Genomic DNA, 21,499 nt, shown 5'->3' with positions numbered 1-21,499 from the left:
GGCAGATAGGCTGGGTATCGAAAAAACTGCTTCATGCGCCAACTGCTTGAGACCGAACAAAAAGCCCTCGAAATCAATCTGGATGAATCTGTTTACGGCACCTTCGCGGAGATCGGAGCCGGACAGGAAGTGGCCCGCCATTTCTTTCAGGTAGGTGCGGCGGCGGGTACGATCGCCAAAACGATGTCGGCTTACGATAAGACCTATTCCGATCATATATACGGTACCGAGACCAGCGGCCGCTACGTGTGCGAGGCCCGTCTGTACAAGATGCTCGATCACGAGTACGATCTGATGAACTCCCGCCTGAGAACCGAGCGACCGGATACCAATTTCTTCGTTTTTGCCGATACCATTGCGGCCATCAATTTCACCAAAACGATCAAGGGTGACGGCTGGCTGGGAATTCGCTTTCAGCTGCAGCCCAATGCCGAGCCCAACGATATCGTGCTGCACGTGCGCATGCTGGACAACGACAATCAGCTCCAGCAACAGGCGATCGGTATCCTGGGGGTCAATCTGGTCTATGCCTGCTATCACTACCATAAGGAACCGGAAACGATGGTGGAGTCCCTGATGGACAGCCTGCGCGGCCGGGTAATGATCGATATGATCCGCCTGACCGGGCCGGATTTTATGGAACTGGACAACCGGCTGGTCAGTCTCTGGATCATCAAGCACAAACTGAGTAAAGTGGCCATGTTCGGGCCGGACGGCCGCAACGTGCACGCTTCGGAATTTCTTTACCGGCGCAATGTGCTGGTGGTACGGGGTAGTTTTCGCCCGCCTACGCTGGTCAATCAGGATATGATCCGCTCGGCTTACCAGCAGTTTCGCAACCAACCCGAAGTGGATACCAAACGCTGTTTCCTGCTCACGGAGATCACGATGGATAACCTTTGTTCGGTCGGAGAACTAGACGAGCGGGATTTTCTGGATCGGGCCGAACTGCTCAATGCGATGGGCCAGACGGTAGTGATCTCCGATTGTGAAGAACACCAAAAACTCGTCAATTATCTGTTTGATTACCGGATCCCCAACCTGGGTATCGTGCTGGGCGTACGTCCGCTGCTGGACCTGATCAGCACCAAATACTACGAGAATATGGACGGCCGTCTCCTGGCCGCTTTTGGGGAATTGTTTAACCGGAATGTGAAGATCTACGTCTACCCCGCTATGCAGGAAGGAAGTGCAGAATTAATGACTGCACATAATGTTCCGGTGCCGGAAGGCGTTAAATTCCTGTACAAGCATTTATTGGATAATAAGCAGATTACAGATGTAGATGGTTATAATCCAGATCTTTTGCACATATTTTCCAAGGAGATCCTGGCCATGATCCGAACCGGGGAAACCGGTTGGGAAACCATGGTCCCCACCAAGGTCGCTGCTCTGATCAAGGAAAAGTGCTTGTTTGGCTATCCCATGGAGCGTATGGAGTTCGAATACTGAAAATGTGCGCCGGAAATCCACCCGGCGGAAGACAACTTGCGAACTCTCACTGCTTACACTCATGTTTAATCGGAGAGCAGCTTCCCGGTTTTAACCATTACGCGGACTCATTTGGCGACAACCCGAATGGATCAGGGTAGGGAAAAACGGTAGGAAGCAATATGGCCGGGCGCACCTGGTCTATGGAAAAACGGCCATTGGACCGCTGGTGTGCAGTGCTTATCAGGAGTACCGCGCACGGTCCGGGTGTAAAAGCAGCCGGGATATGATTGAACCGGAACGACAGTATTAACATAAAACCATACCGGAGCCCTTCCCCGGTACCCGAGACCTTTCAACTATGAAAAGATTTTTGAAACGCTTCGCCATCATCAGTCTCATCGTTATCGTGAGTCTGGTAGCCATTGCCGCCCTGCTGGCCAGTATTTACGAAGACCAGATCGGTGCGCGCATCATTAAAGAGATCAACGAGCAGATCACCTCCGACCTGCGCGTGAATACCTTCAAATTGTCGGTCGTTTCGAGTTTCCCGAACGTTGCGGCCAACCTGAACGGGGTGAGCCTCACGGACAACCAGGACGGACTATTGCTGGAAGCCGAACAGCTTTCCTTCCGGATGGGCCTGCTGAGCCTGTTGGGATCCAAGATCAAAGTTAAGTCGGTGAAAGTAAGTGACGGTGCGTTGAATATTGCGATCGACCGGAACGGAAAGGGGAATTATGAGATCTTCAAAACCAGCGACACACCGGCACCGGAAGAACCGTCGGAAGCAGACGATGATGATGCCGGCCCCACCATTTCTCTGGCCGAGGCCCTGCTGGAGGATATTGACCTGATCTATTCGGACGAAAGCAGCAAACAGGAAATGTTGGTCAATGTGATCAACGCCCGCTTTTCGGGCGAATTTTCCAGTGCGCAGTTCTCGCTGGAAAGCGATGCCGAGCTGGAATCCCGTTTCGTAGAAATGGACGGAGCCCGCTATCTCGCCGGAAAAAACCTGAACTACGATGCCGTCGTCGATGTGGATATGGCCAATGGGAAATACGAATTTAAGGAAGTGAGCGTAGACGTAGAATCCAACGTTTTTCGGGTGGACGGTTACATTGAGGAAACGGAGGAAGGTACTTATTACGACCTCTTTCTGAACAGTGATGAAAGCAGTCTGGCTTCTATGTTGCAGTTGCTACCGGCTGAATACCTGGAGCCGCTGGCGGATTTCGAAAGTCGCGGTGACTTCATCGTCAAAGCCGAGATCAAGGGGATGGCGGATCAACGCATGGGCCCGGAGATCAAAGCGGAACTGAGCCTGGAGGACGGCCGGATCACCAGTGAAAAAATGGACGGTAACCTGAAGGATGTGTCCTTCCTGGCTACGTTCACCAATGGTGAGCTGCGCAATAACCGCAGTTCTGTTTTTGAGGTCACTGATCTGAAAGGATACTTCAACCGGGAACTAATGGGATTGCGCTTACGGGTAGAAAATCTGGATGATCCCCTCATCGATTTTGAACTCGACGGCGTGTTGCCGGTAGAAATGGTCTACGGCTTTATTCCCGACGAGCGGGTGAAAAGCGGCGACGGCGAGATTGAGATCCAGAACCTGCACATACAGGGCCGCTACGAAGATATGATCGAGACCAGCCGCATCAGCCGGGTAAAGGCCAGCGGTATATTGGAGTTCGACGATGCTTCCCTGGTGATTGCCAATGAATCCATGACGATCGATAAAGGAACACTCCAGTTGCAGGATAACGTAATGACCATCGAGGGACTGGAACTGGAGGGCGCCGGTAGTGAAATGGAATTTGCAGGAACGGCCCAGAATTTGCTGCCTGTTCTGTTTGCCGATTCCCTGAATACCAAACGGGCGGAGCTGAACTTCCAAACCAAATTATACGCCAAAAGCCTGGATCTGGATCGTCTGGTGAGCCTGTCGCTGGTAGGGGAAGACGACGAAGAGGTAGCCGAGGAGGAAGCAATACCGGTAGATTCGCTGACCGAAAAGCGCATCCAGAGCCGGGAACGGATCACTAAATTTCTGAAAGGTACCTTCGACGCCCGGATCGATGAATTCAATTACGACCGGATCGAAGGACAAAATTTTACGGGACTGCTGGATTTTCGGAACAATCAGCTCCATATTACGGGACGTACCCAGGCCATGGAAGGTAGCTTTGATGTGCAGGGAGAACTCTACTTTCAGGAACAACCCTTTCTGGAAGCCCGGCTAAGCTGCAACAATATCGATATCCACGAATTTTTCGAGCAGTCCGAAAACTTTGGGCAGGAAGTGCTGCGCGCCGATCATGTAGATGGGCGGCTCGACGCCAAGATCGCCATCTACGTCTACTGGGACGAACAGGGGAATATGCTCTGGGACAAGCTCAAGGTACTGGCCGGTATCGGCGTAAAAGACGGTCAGCTGCAGGATTTCGAAATGCTGGAAAGCTTTTCTTCCTACGTGGATGTACGGGACCTGCGGGATATCCGCTTCACCAACCTGGAGAACTTCCTGGAGATCCGCAACCAGCGCATCATCATTCCGGTGATGTTCATCCAGAGTAATGCGCTTAATCTCACCATCAGTGGAGAACACGATTTTGATCAGGATATTGCCTATTCCATCAAGGTGAACGCCGGACAGGTATTGGCCAATAAATTCAAAAGACACGATCCGGACCTGAAGCCGAAAAGGGCCCAGCGCAATGGTTTTTTCAATCTGTATTACCGGATCATCGGCAATATCGAGGACTACGAAATGGAATCGGCCAAACGGCAGGTGAAGTCGGATTTCGACCAGAGTGAAAAACGCAAACGGGCGATCCAACGCGAACTGGAAGTGGCCTTCAATACCGTTATCGAAATGGTGGATGAACCGACAGACTGGCGGGATATTCCCGAATACGGCGGGGATGACACCGCTGATGAAGAACCCATCTTTTTGGATTGGGAGGAAGGCGGTGGACGGCGATAAATGGGGATGGGGCGCGATGATAAAAAATAATTCCCGGGCTGTCCAATTCCCGGATATCCATTTGTTATCAGGGTGTAATCAATTAACTGATAACTAAAATCGCACAGGTAATGGATGAATTTATGTTGATCTTCCGCCACGAAGATGGCTCCAAGCAGGCTTCGCCCGAACAAATGCAGCAATGGATGAAACAGACCATGGACTGGATCGGGAGTATTGCGGCGCAGAATAAATTTGTGGGCAGCAACGGTCTGCCTTTTGACGACGCCCGGGTGGTCTGGCCCGATAATGTGGTGACCAACGGCCCTTTTGGCGATATTAAAGAAACGATTGGCGGTTACATCATGGTCCGGGCCGAATCGGTGGAAGAAGCCGTGGAATTTGCCAAAGGCAGTCCGGTACTGCAGGGGCCGGGCAATAGCGTTGAAGTAAGAAAGATCGCAAAACAGGACGGTACTCATTAATCCTTCCTAATGAAATTCGATGGTCCGTTGCCGGTCACCCGGTGGCAGCGGACCATCGTCAACTCACCTTCCGTGGAACAAGCAGACCTCATTCCTCACCTTTTCCGCACCGAGTTCAGTAAGATAACGGCCGTGCTCTGTAAGCACTTCGGCCTGCATCAGATCGAAGTGGCGGAAGATATCGCCGGCGATACTTTTGCCGCAGCCCTGGAGACCTGGCCGCACCGGGGCATACCCGCCAATCCCAGCGCGTGGTTGTATACGGTTGCCAAAAATAAGACGAAAAACCTGCTGCAACGAGACCAGCTCTTTACCAATAAGATCGCACCACAGCTCCAGCCCGGTCCGGAACGCCCGGATCCGGACATCGACTGGTCTGAGGCCAATATTCAGGACAGCCAGTTGCGGATGCTGTTCGCTATCTGTGACCCGGTGATCCCCCAAGAAGCCCAGATCGCCCTGGCCTTGCGCATCCTTTGTGGATTTGGGATCGATGAGATTGCCAATGCCCTGTTGGCCAACAAGGATACGATCAACAAACGTCTTTACCGCGCCCGGGAAAAACTGCGCCGGGAAAAGAAAGATCTCAGCTTTCCGGAAAACGAGGATCTGGAGCAACGACTCGCTACCGTGCTCACCACCCTTTATTTGCTGTTCAGTGAAGGCTATTATTCCGAAAGCAGGGAGGCTATTCTGCGGGAAGACCTGTGCCTGGAAGCCATGCGCCTGACCTATCTGCTGCTGGCGTTCGATTCGCCCCACCGACCTTCAGTTATGGCCTTACTGGCGCTGATGTGTTTTCACAGCTCCCGCTTTCCGGCCCGGAAACAGGCGAACGGGGCCATGGTGCTTTACGAGGATCAGGACCGATCGCTCTGGAACCAGGAATTGATCTCCCGCGGCGTTCACTATCTTCGCGAGGCTTCCGGAGGCCATCAGCTCTCCAAATACCACATTGAGGCCAATATAGCCTACTGGCATACCCGGCCGGAAGAAAGTCCGGAGAAATGGGAAAATATCCTACAGTTGTACAATCGCCTCCTGCAGATAGCCTATTCTCCGATAGCGGCTCTCAACCGCACCTTCGCCCTGGCAAAAGCCCGCGGCTATGACCTGGCCATCCGGGAGGCGGAAAAACTTCAACTGGAGCAGAACCACTTCTATTTTGTGCTGTTGGGGGAACTCTACCGGGAGTTGGAGCCGTTAAAAGCTAAAGAAGCCCTGCAACGAGCGCTCGATCTGGCCGGTACTGACGCCGATCGGGAACTGATCAGCAGAAAGATCGATCAACTGGGATAAGCAGTTCATCCCAATTCCCTAACCTGTAAGCTAACTACCGCATGAGCACCCCTCAAAAAGCGATCAATGACCTCCACCGAAGCGACCTCTACCTGCATTTTTACGGCGATAGTCTGACCGAAGAAAGGACCGCCGCTGAGTGCGAATACATTACTCACCACTGCCGGATGGCACCGTCTAGCCACATACTGGATCTCGCCTGCGGCCACGGCCGCCACGCCAACTGGTTGGCCCGGCACGGGCACCGGGTAAGCGGCGTCGATATGAACAGTCAGTTTATCGCCATCGCCCGGGAAGAGGCTCGCACTGCGGGCCTGGACATTGAATATATTGAAGGAGACATTCTCAACATCGGGTTCGAAGCAATTTTCGATACCGTTCTATTGCTCTTCAATACCTTCGGCTTTTTCGATAAAACGGATGGCCGCGAATTATTCCGGCGCATCGGTAAAGCCCTGAAGCCGGGCGGCCGGGCCTTTATTGATACCCGCAACCGGGATCAGGTACTCAATCATCTCGTTCCCTGTGAAGTAACGGAAAAAGGAACCGATCTGATGATCGACCGGATAAGCTTCGATCCGGTAGCGGGTACGACTACCAACCGGCGGATCTACCTGAAGGACGGCGTGCGGTACGATGCGCCGTTTACGATGTATAGTTATCATTACGGGGATCTGGCGGGCATGGTGGAGGGTTCCGGGATGCAGATCGAAACTGTGCTGGGAGGCTGGAAGCAAGAAGACTTCGACACCCGGTCCCGGAGAATCATCTTAATACTCCGGAAATAAAAAAAGAAAGCCGGAGATAGTTACCTCCGGCTTTCGTCATTACACACATAACTCAAATAGTATTTTGGAAAATGGGTGTCAGGTTTTAGGTGTCAGGGGACAGGAGTCAGGGGGCCGGGTATCCGCCAGCGGATACCCGGCTGCTGATTACTTCCCTTTGCGTACGTACATCACACGTTTGGTGATGACGGTTTCACCCATTTTTACTTTGAACAGTAGGAGTCCGGAAGAAAGATCCGGTACGTCTGACGTCCGCCATTCGAGACGATGGGCACCTTTATCCCGCGGGCCGCTGGCTACGGTGGCCAGTTGTTGTCCCATCAGGTTGTGGACCGTGATCTGGACGTTTGCCGCTTCCGGCAGTTCGTAGGCCAGCTGTACCCGGTCCGTAAATGGATTGGGGAATATGCTGACTTCTGCCGGCAGATTAGGCAGGTCCGCTGCGGATGGGATATTGACCTGAAGCGGTTCAAAGGTATCCGCGGTAGCCATGTTCTCAAAGTGAACTTTGAGGCTTTCCAGACCACCTTCCCGCAGGTTCTCGAACTGGAGATGGAACAGGTTGATCAGGCCGCTCATACCGTTGGCATTAGCGTGGGTGATCACCAGTTTGCCTTCGTTCACTTCGCGGTCGTTTACGGTTGGTGAGCCGAATCCGGCGGTATGTCCTCCGGTGTGGCGGAGCAGACTCAGGGCGTTCGGATCCCAGGTGATCACGGCTTTGTAGCTACCCAGTTTCTCTTCCAGTTGGGTCAGGTCCGCCGTGGCGGTCAGGTTCACCCACTGCTCGTGATCCGCTACGGGTTGCGGGCGCAGGTGTACATCGATCACCGGCACGTTGCGGGTGTCCAGTCCAAGAAAATCACTGGCTTTTTCTGATGGACAGAATGCTTCACCCACCGGATACGGTACCGGTAGCTGAGCGTCGTAAGTCAGTACGATCAGGGCGTCGGTAGCGTTGGTCACGCCATCCTGATTAACATCTCCGAAGCCGTTGTCTACGATCTCCTGGATGGCCGGCGGCAGGCTGATACCCGCGTCGGCGGATAGGATGATATTACCATCCGTAGAGGTCACAATGCCGTCACCGTTGACATCGCCGAGGATACCGGCCGGAGTGATCTCGAATTCGCACATTTGCAGCGCCAGTTCGGGGATCAGGTCCGTAAAGGTGTTGGCTGCGGCAAAGGAGAGGAATTGTACCTTCACCAGATCGGTGGTGCCGACCGGACCGATTGCCTGGAATTTAGCGCGGAAAATATCCATGATACCGTCGATCCCGGCGGAGTTGGCGCCGTTGAAGATCAGGCGTCCGTTGGCGGCATCCAGATTAATGAATCCGTTGAAACCGGAAAGGATATCGGCCGGGCCGACATATTCTACACTGGTCGGATTCCAGGTCATCACTCCGGTAAAGCTACCGAGGCGGTCATCGGGCGCTACGGCTCCGGTCAGATCAACCGTTACGGTTACCGGGAATACGCATCCCTGCGGGATCTCTCCGGGGCAGCTGACGATTACGGGCAGGTCACCGACCGGGGTGAAGCTGGTACAGTCTTCCGTCAGATTGATGGTAGCCGTGCGCTCACAGCCCGTTTCATCGATAGCCGTCACGGCGTAGATGAATGCCGGCAGATCGCCCGCTTTGGCCTTATCCAGCTTGGGATCATGGGACCAGCGGTAGCTTACTTTACCCTTGGCGCCTTTCACTTTGATGCTGATCGCTCCGTTGGAGGCGTCACAATCCGGTTCTTCTACCACCACATCGGTGATCTCAAATTCGGAATCTTCGTTGCAGGCCAGTCCTTCCGGCCATTCGTATACATCGGGTACACCGTTCTGATTCAGGTCGAAATCCTGTTCCTGGGCATCCGGAATATCGTCGCCGTCACTGTCTTCGTCACAGCTGTTGGGGATCCCGTCATTATCCGGATCCTGATCGGGATAGGCGTCCTCAAATTCATTCGGGATGCCGTCGCCGTCACAGTCCTTGTTGTCACACGGACCACAACTGCCCGGAGTGTTCAGAATAAAAGAAGTGGAAGCTACCCGCACGAAGTCGTCTACATCAATGCTGTATTCGGTATCGGATTCAAAAATAGACTCGCCGGGCGTCAAACGCGCCAGCCGGGGTACGGATGCCTTAATGATCACGGTGTAGGTACCGCCGCCGTTGAAACTGTTGAAATCGGTAGCGACCGCGCCCGTCATCATGTTGACGTTCAAGTTGACCGGTACAGTGGAACGGTCCGGACGGATCACCAGGCCTTCGTATTTGATGTTGGGGTCAAACAGGGTGACGCCGAAACTAGCCATACCGGAGATCATAATCGGTTGGGGAGCATCAATAATGCTGGGTACGGCGTCGATATAAAAGTCGGGCAGTGGGTTTTCCAGGAAACTGACCACATTGAGGTCCGCAGTCGTCAGTTGACTGTTCAGGACATAGAGTTTGTAATTGCCCGGTTGGGGATTCTGAATGTGAAGAATGCGGTAGAACGCATCGTTGATGATGCTGAACTGGGAGTCCGGCACCTTATTGCCGTTTGGGTCGACCAGGTCTACACTGCGTCCGATATTTTCGTTCTCAATATTAATCTTTTCGATCTGCTTCAATCCGAGGAAAATGGTGAGTACGTCGGATCCCTTCTCTACGGGCAGGTCAATGACCATGGAGGGAGAAGGAAATTCAAAAAAGATGTGTTCTTCGAAACCTACCGAACTGTTGATCAGGCTGTATCCCTGCTGGTGGGCGGCCAGTTCGGCGTAGATCGCGGGGATCATATCGTCGGAATAGGCCGGCAGCATCTGACCGCCGGATTCCGAAGCCAGTTCCGCGAGCAGGTCCGTATCCGCACCGTTACCGACGGGAATGGAGTGAATGGTCACCCCAGCGGAAATAAGGTTATCCGCCACGGCATCGGGATCGGCTCCGCGATTATTCTGTCCGTCGGAAAGCAGGAAGACCGTCGGGTTGGTCAGCGTTTCTCCGCCGGCTTCCGCGATGGCCTGGGCGATCTGAAGTTGTACTCTGGATTCGATCAATCCGTCGCCAATGGCGGTATTGCCGCCCGGTACCAGCGCATCGATATTGGCTTTAAAAGAGCTGGCGTTGGCCGGGGTCAGGTCCTCAACCGAGCGGTTGGTCGTAGCGGTGCTGCTGAAGGATACGATACCCAGATCGATATTTTTATTCTGTTGCAGGTCAACGAAAGCGCGACCGGCGGCCTGGGCAAATTGCAGGCGGGTGCGGTCCCCTACATCCTGGATCTGCATACTACCGGAGCGGTCAAATGCCAGCACCACGAGGCTGGAGCCTTCCGTCTGTACATCAAAACTCAGAAATCCCCGGCAGTCAGCGGGCGGTGCGGCGGTCGGCAGGGCCGGTACCGTCAATCCCAGTGCGGAGTAATTCTGATCCAGGATCTCCCAATCGGATTTTCCGGCGTGCATCAGCGTGTGCTGACTGGCTTCGTAGCGGCCGGTACTCCCGTTATAACCAGTACAGGCATCGCCGGTGCAGAGGCCCATATCCGTACAGGTTTCCGTATCCGGGCAACCGCTGCCGTCACCGACCAGCGGATCGTGATTGGCGGCTACAGTCAGTTCGCTCATGGTGAGGTGGTTGGCCATGAGGGTATTGTTGCGGTCGTCCACATCCGCGGGATCGATTGCCGGTCCAATACCACAGGGGCCTCCCCAGCGGCATTGCTCATCGTATTCGTCACCCAGACCGAAAGCCAGGTGGCCCAGCTCGTGGGCGATCACCCGCCCCTCGATGCCGTTGCTGAACAGGTTAATGTGGGAGCCGTTGCGTCCGAAGCCACTGCCGTCGGACCAGAAGCTCACTCCCGAACGACCGGGATCGGGCAGTACCCAGATATCGGCCTGGGCTTCGTTGACGGCACCGGAAGTGATGGTAACGGTACCAAATACGATCTGCCCGTCGGTAGCATCGCAAATAACGTCATTGGCTACGCGCAGGGCATTTTGCAGGTCGGTAATATCGGCCGCAGTGGGCACATACCGGAAATTAACCGTGAAATTCATCAATCCCTTGATGCCGGCCGCGTTGGGTGGTGCGGGTACGATACTGCCGCTGCCGGCAGAGAGGAAAAAGGGAGTGACGAGGGTAAGGAAAAATAAAAGCAGGCCATTTCTGATCCTGCGGAATAAGGTAGTTTTCATCATCATAGGTATTTTGGTGGTTGTGATTATAGCCTCCTTGCTGGGGAGATTTGTTAGAAACTGCTTTAGAACTTCTGCTGCTGGCGAAAAGCCCGGATTTTTCTGCCAATCGAAAGCTATTTTTCACTACATAGCAGCGCTACGGAGTTAAAAATAGGTGCAGAGTGGTGGTAAAATCCGCGCTTTGGAGACCAGCGAGAGGTTTTAAAACTGTTTCTTAACTTTATCCGCCGAGGCAGAAAGTCGTTACGGGAATTGAAAAAATAAAAGCGCGAAAATGAAAAAAACATATCTGGACGCTACGCAGGAAGCCGGCCGGGCCTTTTATATGCGGGGTATTTCCGGGCCGGTGGTGATGTTGAACTTACTCCGCTTTCGGGATACTGCCGATTATTCGGACAGCCCGGAACTCGCTCCCAAGCAGCCCGTATCGGGCAAAGCTGCCTACCGATCGTATATGGCACACACCAGGCCTTTTCTGGAGGAAGCCGGTGGAGAAGTCCTTTTTCAGGGTAAAGGCGGACCGTTTTTGATCGGTCCGGAAGGCGAAGGCTGGGATGAGGTACTGCTGGTGCGCCACGCCAGTGTCGATAAATTCCTGGCTTTTGCCCGCAACGAGGCCTATCTGCGGGGCGTTGGCCATCGGACGGCCGCATTGGAGGATTCCCGCCTGTTGCCGATCGAAACAATGTGAGAACAAATTGTGGGGTTTTCTATTTAATAAGAGGGGAAAATTCAAATAACCTTTTATTCCAATCTATTAAAATGACTACCACCATGAAAGACCTCTCTTTACTGATTATGTTGTTGTTATCTACGACAATAGCCTTTGCCCAACCGGAAATTCCTATTGATTTTGAATCCGAAGCCAGCATTTACTCTTTTTCCGATTTCGGGGGTGGAGTGGCCACGGTTATCGATAATCCTCAGGTCTCGGGGATCAACACCAGTGCCAAGGTGGGCCAGATGGTGAAGTTTGCCGGAGAAGTTTTTGGAGGCAGTACGCTGGTACTGGCGGATACTATTGATTTCGGAGATAATAATGCCATAAAAATGAAGGTGTTCTCCAATCGAGTCGATGCTCCGGTGCTTTTTAAACTGGAAGGTCCAACTCCAACCGAAGTGACCAGCCGAACGACCGTAGCGAACGAATGGGAAGAACTGACTTTTAATTTTAATGGCTTTACCGAAGGCATATACACCGGAATTACCATCATCTACGATCTGGGGGTTGTGGGCGATGGAAGCGCTGATTTTATCCTACTGTTCGATGATATTGAATTTACCACGGTCGAAGCCGAAGGAGGCGTGCGGCTGCCCATCGATTTTGAATCAGATACGCTGAATTATGTTTTTTCCGATTTCGCCGGCGGTGTTGGGTCCGTTATTGATAATCCTCAATCTTCGGGCATCAATACCAGTGCTAAAGTCGGACAGATGGTGAAATTCGCCGGAGAAGTATACGGCGGAAGTACCCTGGCATTAGGCGGACCTATTGACTTCGGAGATAATAATGCGATCTCCATGAAAGTGTTTGCCAACCGGATCGATGCCCCGGTCACTTTTAAACTGGAGGGTCCGGCCCCGGTGGAAGTGGTGGCCAGAACGACCGTAGCGAACGAATGGGAAGAATTGACATTTAATTTTAACGGCCTCACCGGTGGTGTTTATACGGCTATTACCATTATTTACGACCTGGGTGTTGTGGGTGATGGAAGCGCTGATTTCACCCTGTTATTTGACGATATCGCATTGACAATGGACGATAGTGAAAGCGTCCAGATCCCGATTGACTTCGAATCCACCTCTTTAAATTATGTGTTTGCGGATTTTGGCGGTGGCGTTGCTACCATCATTGACAATCCCCAATCCTCCGGGATCAATACGAGCGCTAAGGTCGGACAAATGGTGAAATTTGCCGGGGAGGTTTTCGGCGGCAGTACGCTGTCGCTCGGTGGCCCCATAGATTTTGCCGGTAATACTTCCATTAGCATGAAAGTTTATTCCAACCGCGTGGGAGCTCCGGTATTATTAAAACTCGAAGGCGCTGTGCCGGTGGAGGTATCCGCTACGACCACTGTAGCCAACGAGTGGGAAGAACTGGACTTCGATTTTTCCGGAATGACGGATGCCGTTTACACGGGAATAACCATAATATATGACCTTGGAACGGTTGGAGACGGCGGTGCCGATTTCACCCTGCTATTTGATGATATTGTGTTTACGGGCACTACGCGGGTAGTTGACCTGGAGATCCTTGACGTCAATATTTATCCCAATCCGACGGTGGATTTTCTGAATATACAGAGCAAAGAAGAGATCAAGAACGTGATCGTTTATTCTCTCTCCGGGCGGCAGCTGATCTCCGTGATCCCGGAAAACTATCAGAGTCGCGTAGATCTGACCAGCTTGCCTTCCGGAACCTATCTGGTGAAAATTGCTATCGGCGAACAGGAGGGAATGACCAAAATAATTAAACAATAATTAGACTTTCTGATAGCATTAGGCCGAAAGATTGCGGGATTGTGTAGCTGGAATTGTTCTAAGCTAACCGGATACAGGAGCCGCAATTTTTCGGCTTATTCAATATTACCCCTGGAAGTATTTTTCAATGACTCCGGCTGCTTCTTTCAAGCTTTCCCCAAAGGCAAAGACCCCTTCCCGGTGCCCTTCCATGACAAAGATCCTACTTTCGGGCAGGTCGGAATGCTGCAGCAGGTCGATGATGCTGTAGGCCATTTCCGGACTGCCGTAGGTAGCGCCGGCATCCGTGGTGGGTACCCGGTGGAGTAGCCGTTCCCACAGGTCCAGATTATGGATGTGGATAACGCCGTGCACGGTCGGACATTCCCGATAGATGACCGCATGGCTCATGGATTCCGAAGAAGCAATGATCGGACCGCGGCAACGCAGCAGGTTTTGGTCGATATCTACCTCCGTTACTAAGCTGTAATGATCCGCCTTCAGTCGGGGGAAATTCCCCGTCGCCGAGCCGCTAATAAAAAACTGATCCGTTTGCTGCCGGCGACAACTGATATTGCCGAATCCGATACCGTCCGGATAGGCACCGATCAGGCCGGCGGTGTACATCCGGTTTCGCCAATGGTCGAGCTCACTCAGTTCTTCCCAGGGAAAAGGCGGCGCCTGCTGCCAGTCTGCCTGGAATTTTATATAACCCTCTTCCGATATACTCATCTTCCGATCTTTTGCAATAAAATCCGTTGTGCGGTAATGCCGGCCGCTGCCACTTGCGTCCTACGCAGGGAAGTACCCGCAAACTGGTGTGGTGACTAGCCGGTTACTGCGAAATAAAGCAATATTTATCGCTAAAACGCAAGCTGTAGGTTAAGAGGTTTTTAAATTTGTTGGTCGAAACTTCGATAAAGCCCTGGCCGCAACGGATCTGTTAATATTAAACCGCTATCCTAAAGAATAGCGAAGTAAACTGGTATGAAAAACGTAATCTTGAGCTTAATGTGGCTGGTGATCAGTCAGGCGGCAGCTTTTGCCCAATTTGAAATGCCGGCGGAAACACCGACCATTCACATCCATCGCACCGGGCAGAAGATCCTCATTGACGGAGAGCTGAACGATGCCGTCTGGCAGGAGCAGGAAAGGGCCGGCACCTTCTGGCAGTATTTCCCTATGGATAGCTCTTCGGCCAAGGGGCAGACGGAACTGCGCATGACCTACGATGATCAGTTCCTCTACGTGGGTATCCGGTGCGAGACGACCGGCGATGAATTCGTGGTCTCTTCCCTGAAACGGGACTATTCTTTTTCCGCCGCCGATAACATTACCCTGGTCTTCGATACGTACAGTGATCAGAACAACGCCTTCGTTTTCGGGATGAATCCCTACGGCGTGCAACGGGAAGCCCTGATCGCCAACGGTGGGCGCATCCGGAATGATTTTGTTTCTTCCTGGGATAACAAATGGTACGGAGAGGCTGTAAAACATCCGGGTTACTGGACGGCGGAGTTTGCCATTCCTTTCAAAACTTTGCGGTTCAAGGAGGGCAGTACCGAATGGCGCTTTAATTGTTACCGCAACGATACACAACACAACGAATGGTCTACCTGGCATCCAATCCCCCGCAATTTCCTGACCATGGACCTGGGATTTATGGGGCGCATCGTCTGGGACGAACCTTTGCGTAAACCGGGCGCGAATATTTCCGTCATTCCCTACGTCAATGTGGGAATGGCCCGGGATTTTGAAGATCCTACGGAGCAGCGACCGGACTGGAATCTGGGGATCGGCGGGGATGCCAAAGTGGCGCTGAGTTCGGCCCTCAACCTGGACCTGACCGTTAATCCGGATTTCTCCCAGGTGGAAGTCGATCAGCAGGTGACCAATCTGGACCGATTTGAGGTCTTCTTTCCGGAACGTCGGCAATTCTTTCTGGAAAATGCGGACCTGTTCGGCAGTTTCGGGCAGACGCGGAACAATCCCTTTTTCTCGCGGCGGATCGGGATCGCCGTGGATACAAGCACCGGGCTCAATGTACTCAATCCGATCTACTACGGTGCGCGGCTGAGCGGTAAACTGCACGAGCGCTTACGGGTGGGTCTGCTCAATATGCAAAGCGCTCCGCTGGAACAGAGCGGCCTGCCTTCGTTCAATTACACCGTGGCCGCTTTGCAGCAGCAGGTGTACAGCCGTTCCAACCTGTCCTTCATATTTGTCAATAAATCTGCCGTCAATAAGGATGATTATCAGGGCGATTTCAGTGCTTTCAACAGGGTGGCCGGTCTGGAATACCGACTGGCAACTCCCGATAACCGCTGGAAAGGGAAGTTCTATTACCACCGGGCTTTTACGCCCGACAAGCAGGACCATCAGTTTGCCCAGGGCGGCCAGATCGAATACCAACGCCGCCGCTACCGTCTGGAATGGGCCCATAATGTGGTCGGCAATGGTTTTGACGCCGAGGTCGGATTTGTGCCCCGTCGCGATTATATTCTGATGAGCCCGGAATTTCAACTCTTCTTTTTCCCAAAAAGCGGCATCTTCAATCAACACAGCATCAATGTGGATACCCGTTTTTTTCTGCAGATCGGCAAGGACGGCAATACCATCATTCCGGAATACGGTCTGTCCGAAAGACAAACGGAGATCAGTTGGGAGTTCCAGTTCAAGAACAACACGCGCGGGACCATCAATCTGCAGGAAGACGACCTCACTCTATTGGCGGATTTCGATCCTACCCGCCTGCAGGAGGACGGAGTAGTGCTGCCGGCCGGTAGCGACTATCATTTTTTCAGCCTGAACGGGGAATATACGTCCGATCAGCGCAAGAAGATCTTTTATACGCTGGAACCGAATATCGGTCAGTTCTACAATGGATTTATTGCCGGAATGGGGGGCAGTCTCAATTTCCGGTACCAGCCCTACGGAGCCATCGCGCTTAACTACAGCTACAACTACGTGGAGCTGGATGCTCCCTTCCGGCCGGCGAGTATCTGGCTGGTGGGGCCACGGATCGACCTGACCTTTTCCAAAAAGGTCTTCCTGACCACTTTTATTCAATACAATAATCAACTGGATAATCTCAATATCAACGCCCGTTTTCAATGGCGTTTCCAGCCGGTGTCCGACTTTTTCCTGGTGTATACGGATAATTACCTGACGGACCCGCGCCAGCCCTTCGGCGTGCGTAACCGCTCACTGGTGGCGAAAGTCACGTACTGGTTAAATTTATAAAGCTATCCGAGGGCTTTATCCAGATTGTAGGCGGCACTGATCAGGGCGAGGTGCGTGAAGGCCTGGGGAGTGTTACCCAGCGCTTCGCCCCGCAGCCCGATCTGTTCGGAAAAAATGCCGAGATGATTGGCGTAACCCAGCATCTGCTCGAACATCAGATGGGCCTCTTCCAGCTTCTTCGGATCATTTTTTCCGGCCCGGGTCAGGGCTTCTACCATCCAGAAGGTACAAATGTTGAACGTGCCTTCTTTGCCATCCAGACCATCCGAAACGTGCTGATTATTGTAGCGGTAGACCAGACTATTGGTGAGCAGACCGCCCTGGTCGGGAGACTGCATGCTGGCCTCCAGAGTCTTCAGCATCATGGGATCGGTAGGAGATAGGAAGAAAACCAGAGGCATCATCAGGTTGGCGGCGTCCAGGGTTTCGCTGTCGTAGTACTGTACGAATGCCTGCAGTTTATCGCTCCAGCCTTTTTCCATGATCTCCCGGTAAATGTCGTTGCGCACTTCGGTCCAGCGGGCGAGGTCGGCGGGTAGCGAGCGCTTCCGGGCCAGCCGTATGGCCCGATCCAGTGCTACCCAGCACATCATTTTGGAATAGACAAAATGTTGCCGGCCGCTGCGTACTTCCCAGATCCCCTCATCCTCTTTTTGCCAGTTTCGGCAGACCCATTCGATATGCTTGGTCATGATCTGCCACTGTTCGTAGGAGATCGGTGAGCCGTATTTGTTATAGAGGTAAACGGAATCCATCAATTCGCCGTAGATGTCCAGTTGCAACTGATTGAAAGCTCCGTTGCCGATCCGGACCGGAGAAGATCCCCGATAGCCTTCCAGGTGGTCGAGATGCTCTTCGGAGAGGTCTTTACGTCCATCGATGCCGTACATGATCTGCAGGGCGCCGGTATCATCCGGCCCGTCGGACCGTTCCATGATCCAGTTCATGAACTGCGCCGCCTCGGTGGTGAAGCCGATCCGCATAAAGGCGTAGATGGTAAAGGCGGCATCGCGCACCCAGGTGTAGCGGTAGTCCCAGTTGCGTTCTCCGCCGATGTGTTCGGGCAGACTGCAGGTGGGAGCGGCTACGATCGCTCCGGTGGGCTCAAAGGTCAGCAATTTCAGAATAAGGGCCGAACGGCTGACGGTCTCCCGCCAGCGTCCTTTGTATTGGGACTGGGCGATCCAGTCCCGCCAGAATCGGATCGTATTTCGGAAAGATCCTTCCGCCTCTTCTCTTGACAACTGGAAGGAGCAACCTTCTCCGGATCCGATCTTATGGAATACAAAGACGGCAACTTCTTCCTGTTGGAGTGCAAATTCGCTGATAGCGGCCTGATCATCCCTACTCAGCGGAACGGAACTGGACAGCGCCATACTCAACTGGTCATTGTGAAAGCTGGCTCCTTTATCGTTGATGGAAACCTCGTGGGTAGCCCGGGCGTAATCAAATGCAGGTCGGCAGGTCATTTTCATCTTCACTTTTCCGTGGATTCCCTTGACGATCCGGATGAGATGGTAGTCCTTTTCGTCCCGGACGCCTTCGCCCACCGGCATAAAATCCGTTACTTCCACGATGCCGTTTTGGCAATGAAAACGCGTAATGAGGATATTGGTATCCGGCCAGTAAAATTGTTTTGGGTGGTATTCGCCGGAAGCGGGTTCGATCTGAAAGTGCCCGCCTTTTTTATCATCCAGCATAGCGGCGAAAAGACTGGGAGAATCAAAGTGGGGAAAACAGAACCAGTCTATGGAACCGTTGGTACCCACCAGTGCGGCGGATCGCATATTTCCGATTAAGCCGTAACTTTCGATGGGCAGGTATGACATGAAGAGATGGTGTTTGTCGTTTTATGTTCCGGAAGGGAAACAAGAGGACCGCCTGAAAGTTTACATTTCCTGCTTGCTTCCCACAAACGAGACACCCCTAATATTCATCCGGCTCCACGTGGATGAGCACGTCGGAGATCTCCGGAAGTTTTTCCTGCAGTTCCCGTTTTAGATCGTGGGCGATATCGTGGCCCTGTTTGACGGTGAGGTTCCCATTGACTACCAGATGCAGATCAACGTGGTAGAAGAGTCCGGATTTGCGCACGTGACATTTTTCCGTATCCACAACTCCTTTCACCTGGACGGCAATTTCCCGGATCTGCTCCACAAGGTCATCGTGCAGGTGTTCATCCATGATCTCGCCCAGGGCCGGCCGGAAGATCAGGTAAGCGTTGTAGATGATGAAGCCCGAAGCGAACAGCGCCGCCCAGTCGTCGGCATTTTCGTAACCGTCCCCCAGGAAAATGGCGATCGAGATCCCAATGAAGGCCATGAGCGAAGTGATCGCGTCGCTGCGATGGTGCCAGGCATCGGCTTTTAGGGATGTACTTTTGGTCTCTTCCCCCCTCCGGTTGACGATCCGGTAAAAAACTTCCTTGATGATCACGACCGCGGCCAGTACGATGAGAGTATATTTTTCGGGCATTTCGTGCGGCGTCTGAATATTCTGAATGCTTTTGTAGGCGATGATGGTAGCGGAGACAACCAGAAAGCCCACTACGGCAAAAGTAATGAGAGGTTCGGCTTTGCCGTGGCCGTAGGGGTGGTTTTCGTCGGCGGGTTTGGTAGCGTATTTCAGCCCGATCAAAACCAGAATAGAGGAAAAAACGTCCGTTGTGGATTCGATCGCATCGGCCACCAGGGCGTAGGAGTTGCCGATAATCCCGGCAAATCCCTTGACCAGCGCGAGCAGCGCATTCCCGAGAATGCTGAGGTAGGTGGTCTTTATCGCCTTTTGTCGGTTATCGTTCATACGCTTATCGTGCGGATCGCTCCCTTTTTGAGGGGCCAAAAGTAAGACATCTGTCGGGATTTGGGGGCAATATCCGGTGAAAGGTCCAGGACAATCGAATTAAATTCTGTCGGTACTTTTTGCGCAAAAAAGTACCCAAAACGCCGGACAAAATTATCCTTCCCACTCATCCGGCTCCCGAGAGGTACGAACCCGTCTGGGCTCCCCCCATTTTGCCCGCTTCCCAGCCCGCCTACCGAGATGTCATTACAATAAATTGGGCTCAAGGGAAAATGCAACACCGCTCTATATGCTATTCTAGACAATTTTTTATCGACCTCTAATTTTAATGCGGTTGACAAGTAAATTTTCTGTCTAATCTTCGGATATACCAAAGCCGGTTGCCGGACATTTGGTAAGTATAACAAATGCGGAGGGCCGGTAGTTAGTCGGAGAATTGTCAAAAGGAGGAGATGGCGGAAAAATTACAAAGTCCGGTAAAGCCTCTGGGCACGAGGCTCTGCTAAACGACCGTCACGCGGACTTTTTTACGTTTCAGCCGGCTGTTGTCCACTTTCCGGATCAACTGATCTACCCGGTCGGCTTTGACGGCAGCAAAAGCACAGTCCTGTTTCAGTTCGATTGTCCCGACCTCGTTGTGCTTGAGTTCGCCCTGTTTGAAAAATAAACCGGCGATGTCGCCTTTAGAGATCTTATCCTTGCGGCCGCCGGAAATAAATACTGTTTTCCAGGACGACGGATCGGGAAGCGGTGCCTCTTCCAGTTCTTCCACTTCCGGATCCTGGATGAAGTCGGGCAATTCTTCTTCGGCCCACTTTAGTACATAGGCCGTACCCTCTTCGTGCATGCGGGCGGTACGACCGTTGCGGTGCACGAATTCCTCGCCCCGCAGTGGCAGGTGGTAATGGATGATGAATTTGATCTCCGGCACGTCGATGCCCCGGGCGGCAAGATCGGTAGCCAGCAGGAGCTGGTGGGTGCCGTTACGAAATTTGATGAGGGCCCGTTCCCGGTCCAGCTGGTCGAGGCCACCGTAAAAGCAACCGTGATGGATCCCCTTTTCGGTCAGGTAATCGCTAACCCGCTGGATGGAATCCTTGAAATTTAGAAATACGATACCCGGTTGGTTGCCGAGGTGACGCAGGGCTTTCCCCAATGTTTCCAGCTTATCCTTTTCGGGGGAGATTATGGTTTTGATCTGAAGCTTGGCGATACCGTCTTCCAGATAGTCGATATAAGTCGGTTTTTTCAGACCGACAAAATCCGGGATCTCCACTTTTTGGGTAGCGGAGGTCAGGATCTTCTTTTCGAGTTCCGGCAGGTTAGACATGATCTCGGACATTTCCTCTTCGAAACCGATCTCCAGGGATTTGTCGAATTCATCCAGCACCAGTGTACGGATCCGTTCTGCCGTAAACGTACCGCGGCGCAGATGATCGGCCACCCGCCCCGGCGTGCCGATCAGAATGGCCGGCGTGTGTTGCAGGTCCAGTTTATCTTTCGATACCCGGCGGCCACCGTAAACGGCATTGATCTTATACCCGGTACCCATGTCCCGCGCGACCTGTTCGATCTGAATGGCGAGTTCCCGGGAAGGGGCCAGAATGAGGGCCTGTACTTCGGCGCAGTCGGGATCCAGTTCGGCGATGATGGGTAGTAAAAAAGCCAGGGTCTTACCCGTGCCGGTAGGGGAGAGCAGCACGACTTCCGGCAGGGAATGAATGGCCAGTTTGGCTTCTTCCTGCATCGGATTGAGCTGTTCGATACCCAGTTTGTCCAGTATTTCTCTTTGATTCTTAATGTCGCTGATCATAGCCGCAAAGGTA

At 52.8% G+C, this 21,499-nt stretch carries 13 protein-coding genes; 8 read left to right on the top strand and 5 right to left on the bottom strand.

Annotation, left to right across the window (positions count from 1 at the left end):
• Positions 1-33 precede the first annotated feature (33 nt).
• From CRP01_RS35895 to CRP01_RS35875, 5 genes are all read left to right on the top strand, one after another.
• Positions 34-1,452 (top strand): nicotinate-nucleotide adenylyltransferase, encoded by a 1,419-nt coding sequence (locus CRP01_RS35895; protein WP_099154920.1) that lies wholly within the window; start codon positions 34-36, stop codon positions 1,450-1,452.
• Positions 1,453-1,792: 340 nt separating this feature from the next.
• The gene (locus CRP01_RS35890; protein WP_099154919.1) at positions 1,793-4,426 is read left to right on the top strand and encodes an AsmA family protein; all 2,634 of its coding nucleotides are present in this window, start codon (positions 1,793-1,795) and stop codon (positions 4,424-4,426) included.
• A 110-nt stretch (positions 4,427-4,536) separates the two neighbouring features.
• A complete protein-coding gene (locus CRP01_RS35885; protein ID WP_099154918.1) occupies positions 4,537-4,890 on the top strand; it encodes a YciI family protein in 354 nt (117 codons plus the stop codon).
• A gap of 72 nt (positions 4,891-4,962) precedes the next feature.
• On the top strand, positions 4,963-6,189 hold the full coding sequence (locus CRP01_RS35880) for an RNA polymerase sigma factor (protein WP_099154931.1): 1,227 nt from the start codon (positions 4,963-4,965) through the stop codon (positions 6,187-6,189).
• Positions 6,190-6,230: 41 nt separating this feature from the next.
• Positions 6,231-6,977, top strand: a complete 747-nt coding sequence (locus CRP01_RS35875) for a class I SAM-dependent methyltransferase (RefSeq protein ID WP_099154917.1) — start codon at positions 6,231-6,233, stop codon at positions 6,975-6,977.
• A 147-nt stretch (positions 6,978-7,124) separates the two neighbouring features.
• Here the strand turns inward: CRP01_RS35875 and CRP01_RS35870 are convergent, their stop codons facing one another.
• Positions 7,125-11,171, bottom strand: coding sequence for a VWA domain-containing protein (locus CRP01_RS35870; protein WP_099154916.1), 4,047 nt, complete (start codon positions 11,169-11,171; stop codon positions 7,125-7,127).
• Positions 11,172-11,442: 271 nt separating this feature from the next.
• Here CRP01_RS35870 and CRP01_RS35865 point away from each other — a divergent pair, with 271 nt between their 5' ends.
• The gene (locus CRP01_RS35865; RefSeq protein WP_099154915.1) at positions 11,443-11,859 is read left to right on the top strand and encodes a DUF1330 domain-containing protein; all 417 of its coding nucleotides are present in this window, start codon (positions 11,443-11,445) and stop codon (positions 11,857-11,859) included.
• Positions 11,860-11,942: 83 nt separating this feature from the next.
• Positions 11,943-13,649, top strand: coding sequence for a T9SS type A sorting domain-containing protein (locus CRP01_RS35860; RefSeq protein ID WP_170110691.1), 1,707 nt, complete (start codon positions 11,943-11,945; stop codon positions 13,647-13,649).
• Positions 13,650-13,754: 105 nt separating this feature from the next.
• Here CRP01_RS35860 and CRP01_RS35855 read toward each other — a convergent pair whose 3' ends face one another.
• Positions 13,755-14,360, bottom strand: coding sequence for a class II aldolase/adducin family protein (locus CRP01_RS35855; protein ID WP_099154913.1), 606 nt, complete (start codon positions 14,358-14,360; stop codon positions 13,755-13,757).
• A gap of 255 nt (positions 14,361-14,615) precedes the next feature.
• Between CRP01_RS35855 and CRP01_RS35850 the strand changes: the two genes are divergently transcribed.
• Positions 14,616-16,871, top strand: coding sequence for a DUF5916 domain-containing protein (locus tag CRP01_RS35850; protein WP_099154912.1), 2,256 nt, complete (start codon positions 14,616-14,618; stop codon positions 16,869-16,871).
• A 2-nt stretch (positions 16,872-16,873) separates the two neighbouring features.
• On the opposite strand, the gene CRP01_RS35845 is transcribed toward CRP01_RS35850, so the two are convergent.
• From CRP01_RS35845 to CRP01_RS35830, 3 genes are all read right to left on the bottom strand, one after another.
• On the bottom strand, positions 16,874-18,700 hold the full coding sequence (locus tag CRP01_RS35845) for a glycoside hydrolase family 15 protein (RefSeq protein WP_099154911.1): 1,827 nt from the start codon (positions 18,698-18,700) through the stop codon (positions 16,874-16,876).
• 97 nt (positions 18,701-18,797) lie between these two features.
• The gene (locus tag CRP01_RS35840; protein ID WP_099154910.1) at positions 18,798-19,673 is read right to left on the bottom strand and encodes a cation diffusion facilitator family transporter; all 876 of its coding nucleotides are present in this window, start codon (positions 19,671-19,673) and stop codon (positions 18,798-18,800) included.
• Between the two features lie 502 nt (positions 19,674-20,175).
• Positions 20,176-21,486 carry a DEAD/DEAH box helicase gene (locus tag CRP01_RS35830; RefSeq protein ID WP_099154930.1) on the bottom strand — a complete coding sequence of 437 codons (1,311 nt, stop codon included), beginning with the start codon at positions 21,484-21,486 and terminating at the stop codon, positions 20,176-20,178.
• Positions 21,487-21,499: the final 13 nt, after the last annotated feature.

The sequence above is a fragment of the Flavilitoribacter nigricans DSM 23189 = NBRC 102662 genome (assembly GCF_002646595.1).
Lineage (GTDB): Bacteria > Bacteroidota > Bacteroidia > Chitinophagales > Saprospiraceae > Flavilitoribacter > Flavilitoribacter nigricans.
This window is presented reverse-complemented; position numbering and strand designations above follow the sequence as displayed.

Excerpts from the sequence above, each read along its gene's own strand:
- CRP01_RS35895 (WP_099154920.1), top strand. The coding sequence starts at position 34 with ATGCGCCAACTGCTTGAGACCGAACAAAAAGCCCTCGAAATCAATCTG.
- CRP01_RS35890 (WP_099154919.1), top strand. The coding sequence starts at position 1,793 with ATGAAAAGATTTTTGAAACGCTTCGCCATCATCAGTCTCATCGTTATC.
- CRP01_RS35885 (WP_099154918.1), top strand. The coding sequence starts at position 4,537 with ATGGATGAATTTATGTTGATCTTCCGCCACGAAGATGGCTCCAAGCAG.
- CRP01_RS35875 (WP_099154917.1), top strand. The coding sequence starts at position 6,231 with ATGAGCACCCCTCAAAAAGCGATCAATGACCTCCACCGAAGCGACCTC.
- CRP01_RS35870 (WP_099154916.1), bottom strand. The coding sequence starts at position 11,171 with ATGATGATGAAAACTACCTTATTCCGCAGGATCAGAAATGGCCTGCTT.
- CRP01_RS35865 (WP_099154915.1), top strand. The coding sequence starts at position 11,443 with ATGAAAAAAACATATCTGGACGCTACGCAGGAAGCCGGCCGGGCCTTT.
- CRP01_RS35860 (WP_170110691.1), top strand. The coding sequence starts at position 11,943 with ATGAAAGACCTCTCTTTACTGATTATGTTGTTGTTATCTACGACAATA.
- CRP01_RS35855 (WP_099154913.1), bottom strand. The coding sequence starts at position 14,360 with ATGAGTATATCGGAAGAGGGTTATATAAAATTCCAGGCAGACTGGCAG.
- CRP01_RS35850 (WP_099154912.1), top strand. The coding sequence starts at position 14,616 with ATGAAAAACGTAATCTTGAGCTTAATGTGGCTGGTGATCAGTCAGGCG.
- CRP01_RS35845 (WP_099154911.1), bottom strand. The coding sequence starts at position 18,700 with ATGTCATACCTGCCCATCGAAAGTTACGGCTTAATCGGAAATATGCGA.
- CRP01_RS35840 (WP_099154910.1), bottom strand. The coding sequence starts at position 19,673 with ATGAACGATAACCGACAAAAGGCGATAAAGACCACCTACCTCAGCATT.
- CRP01_RS35830 (WP_099154930.1), bottom strand. The coding sequence starts at position 21,486 with ATGATCAGCGACATTAAGAATCAAAGAGAAATACTGGACAAACTGGGT.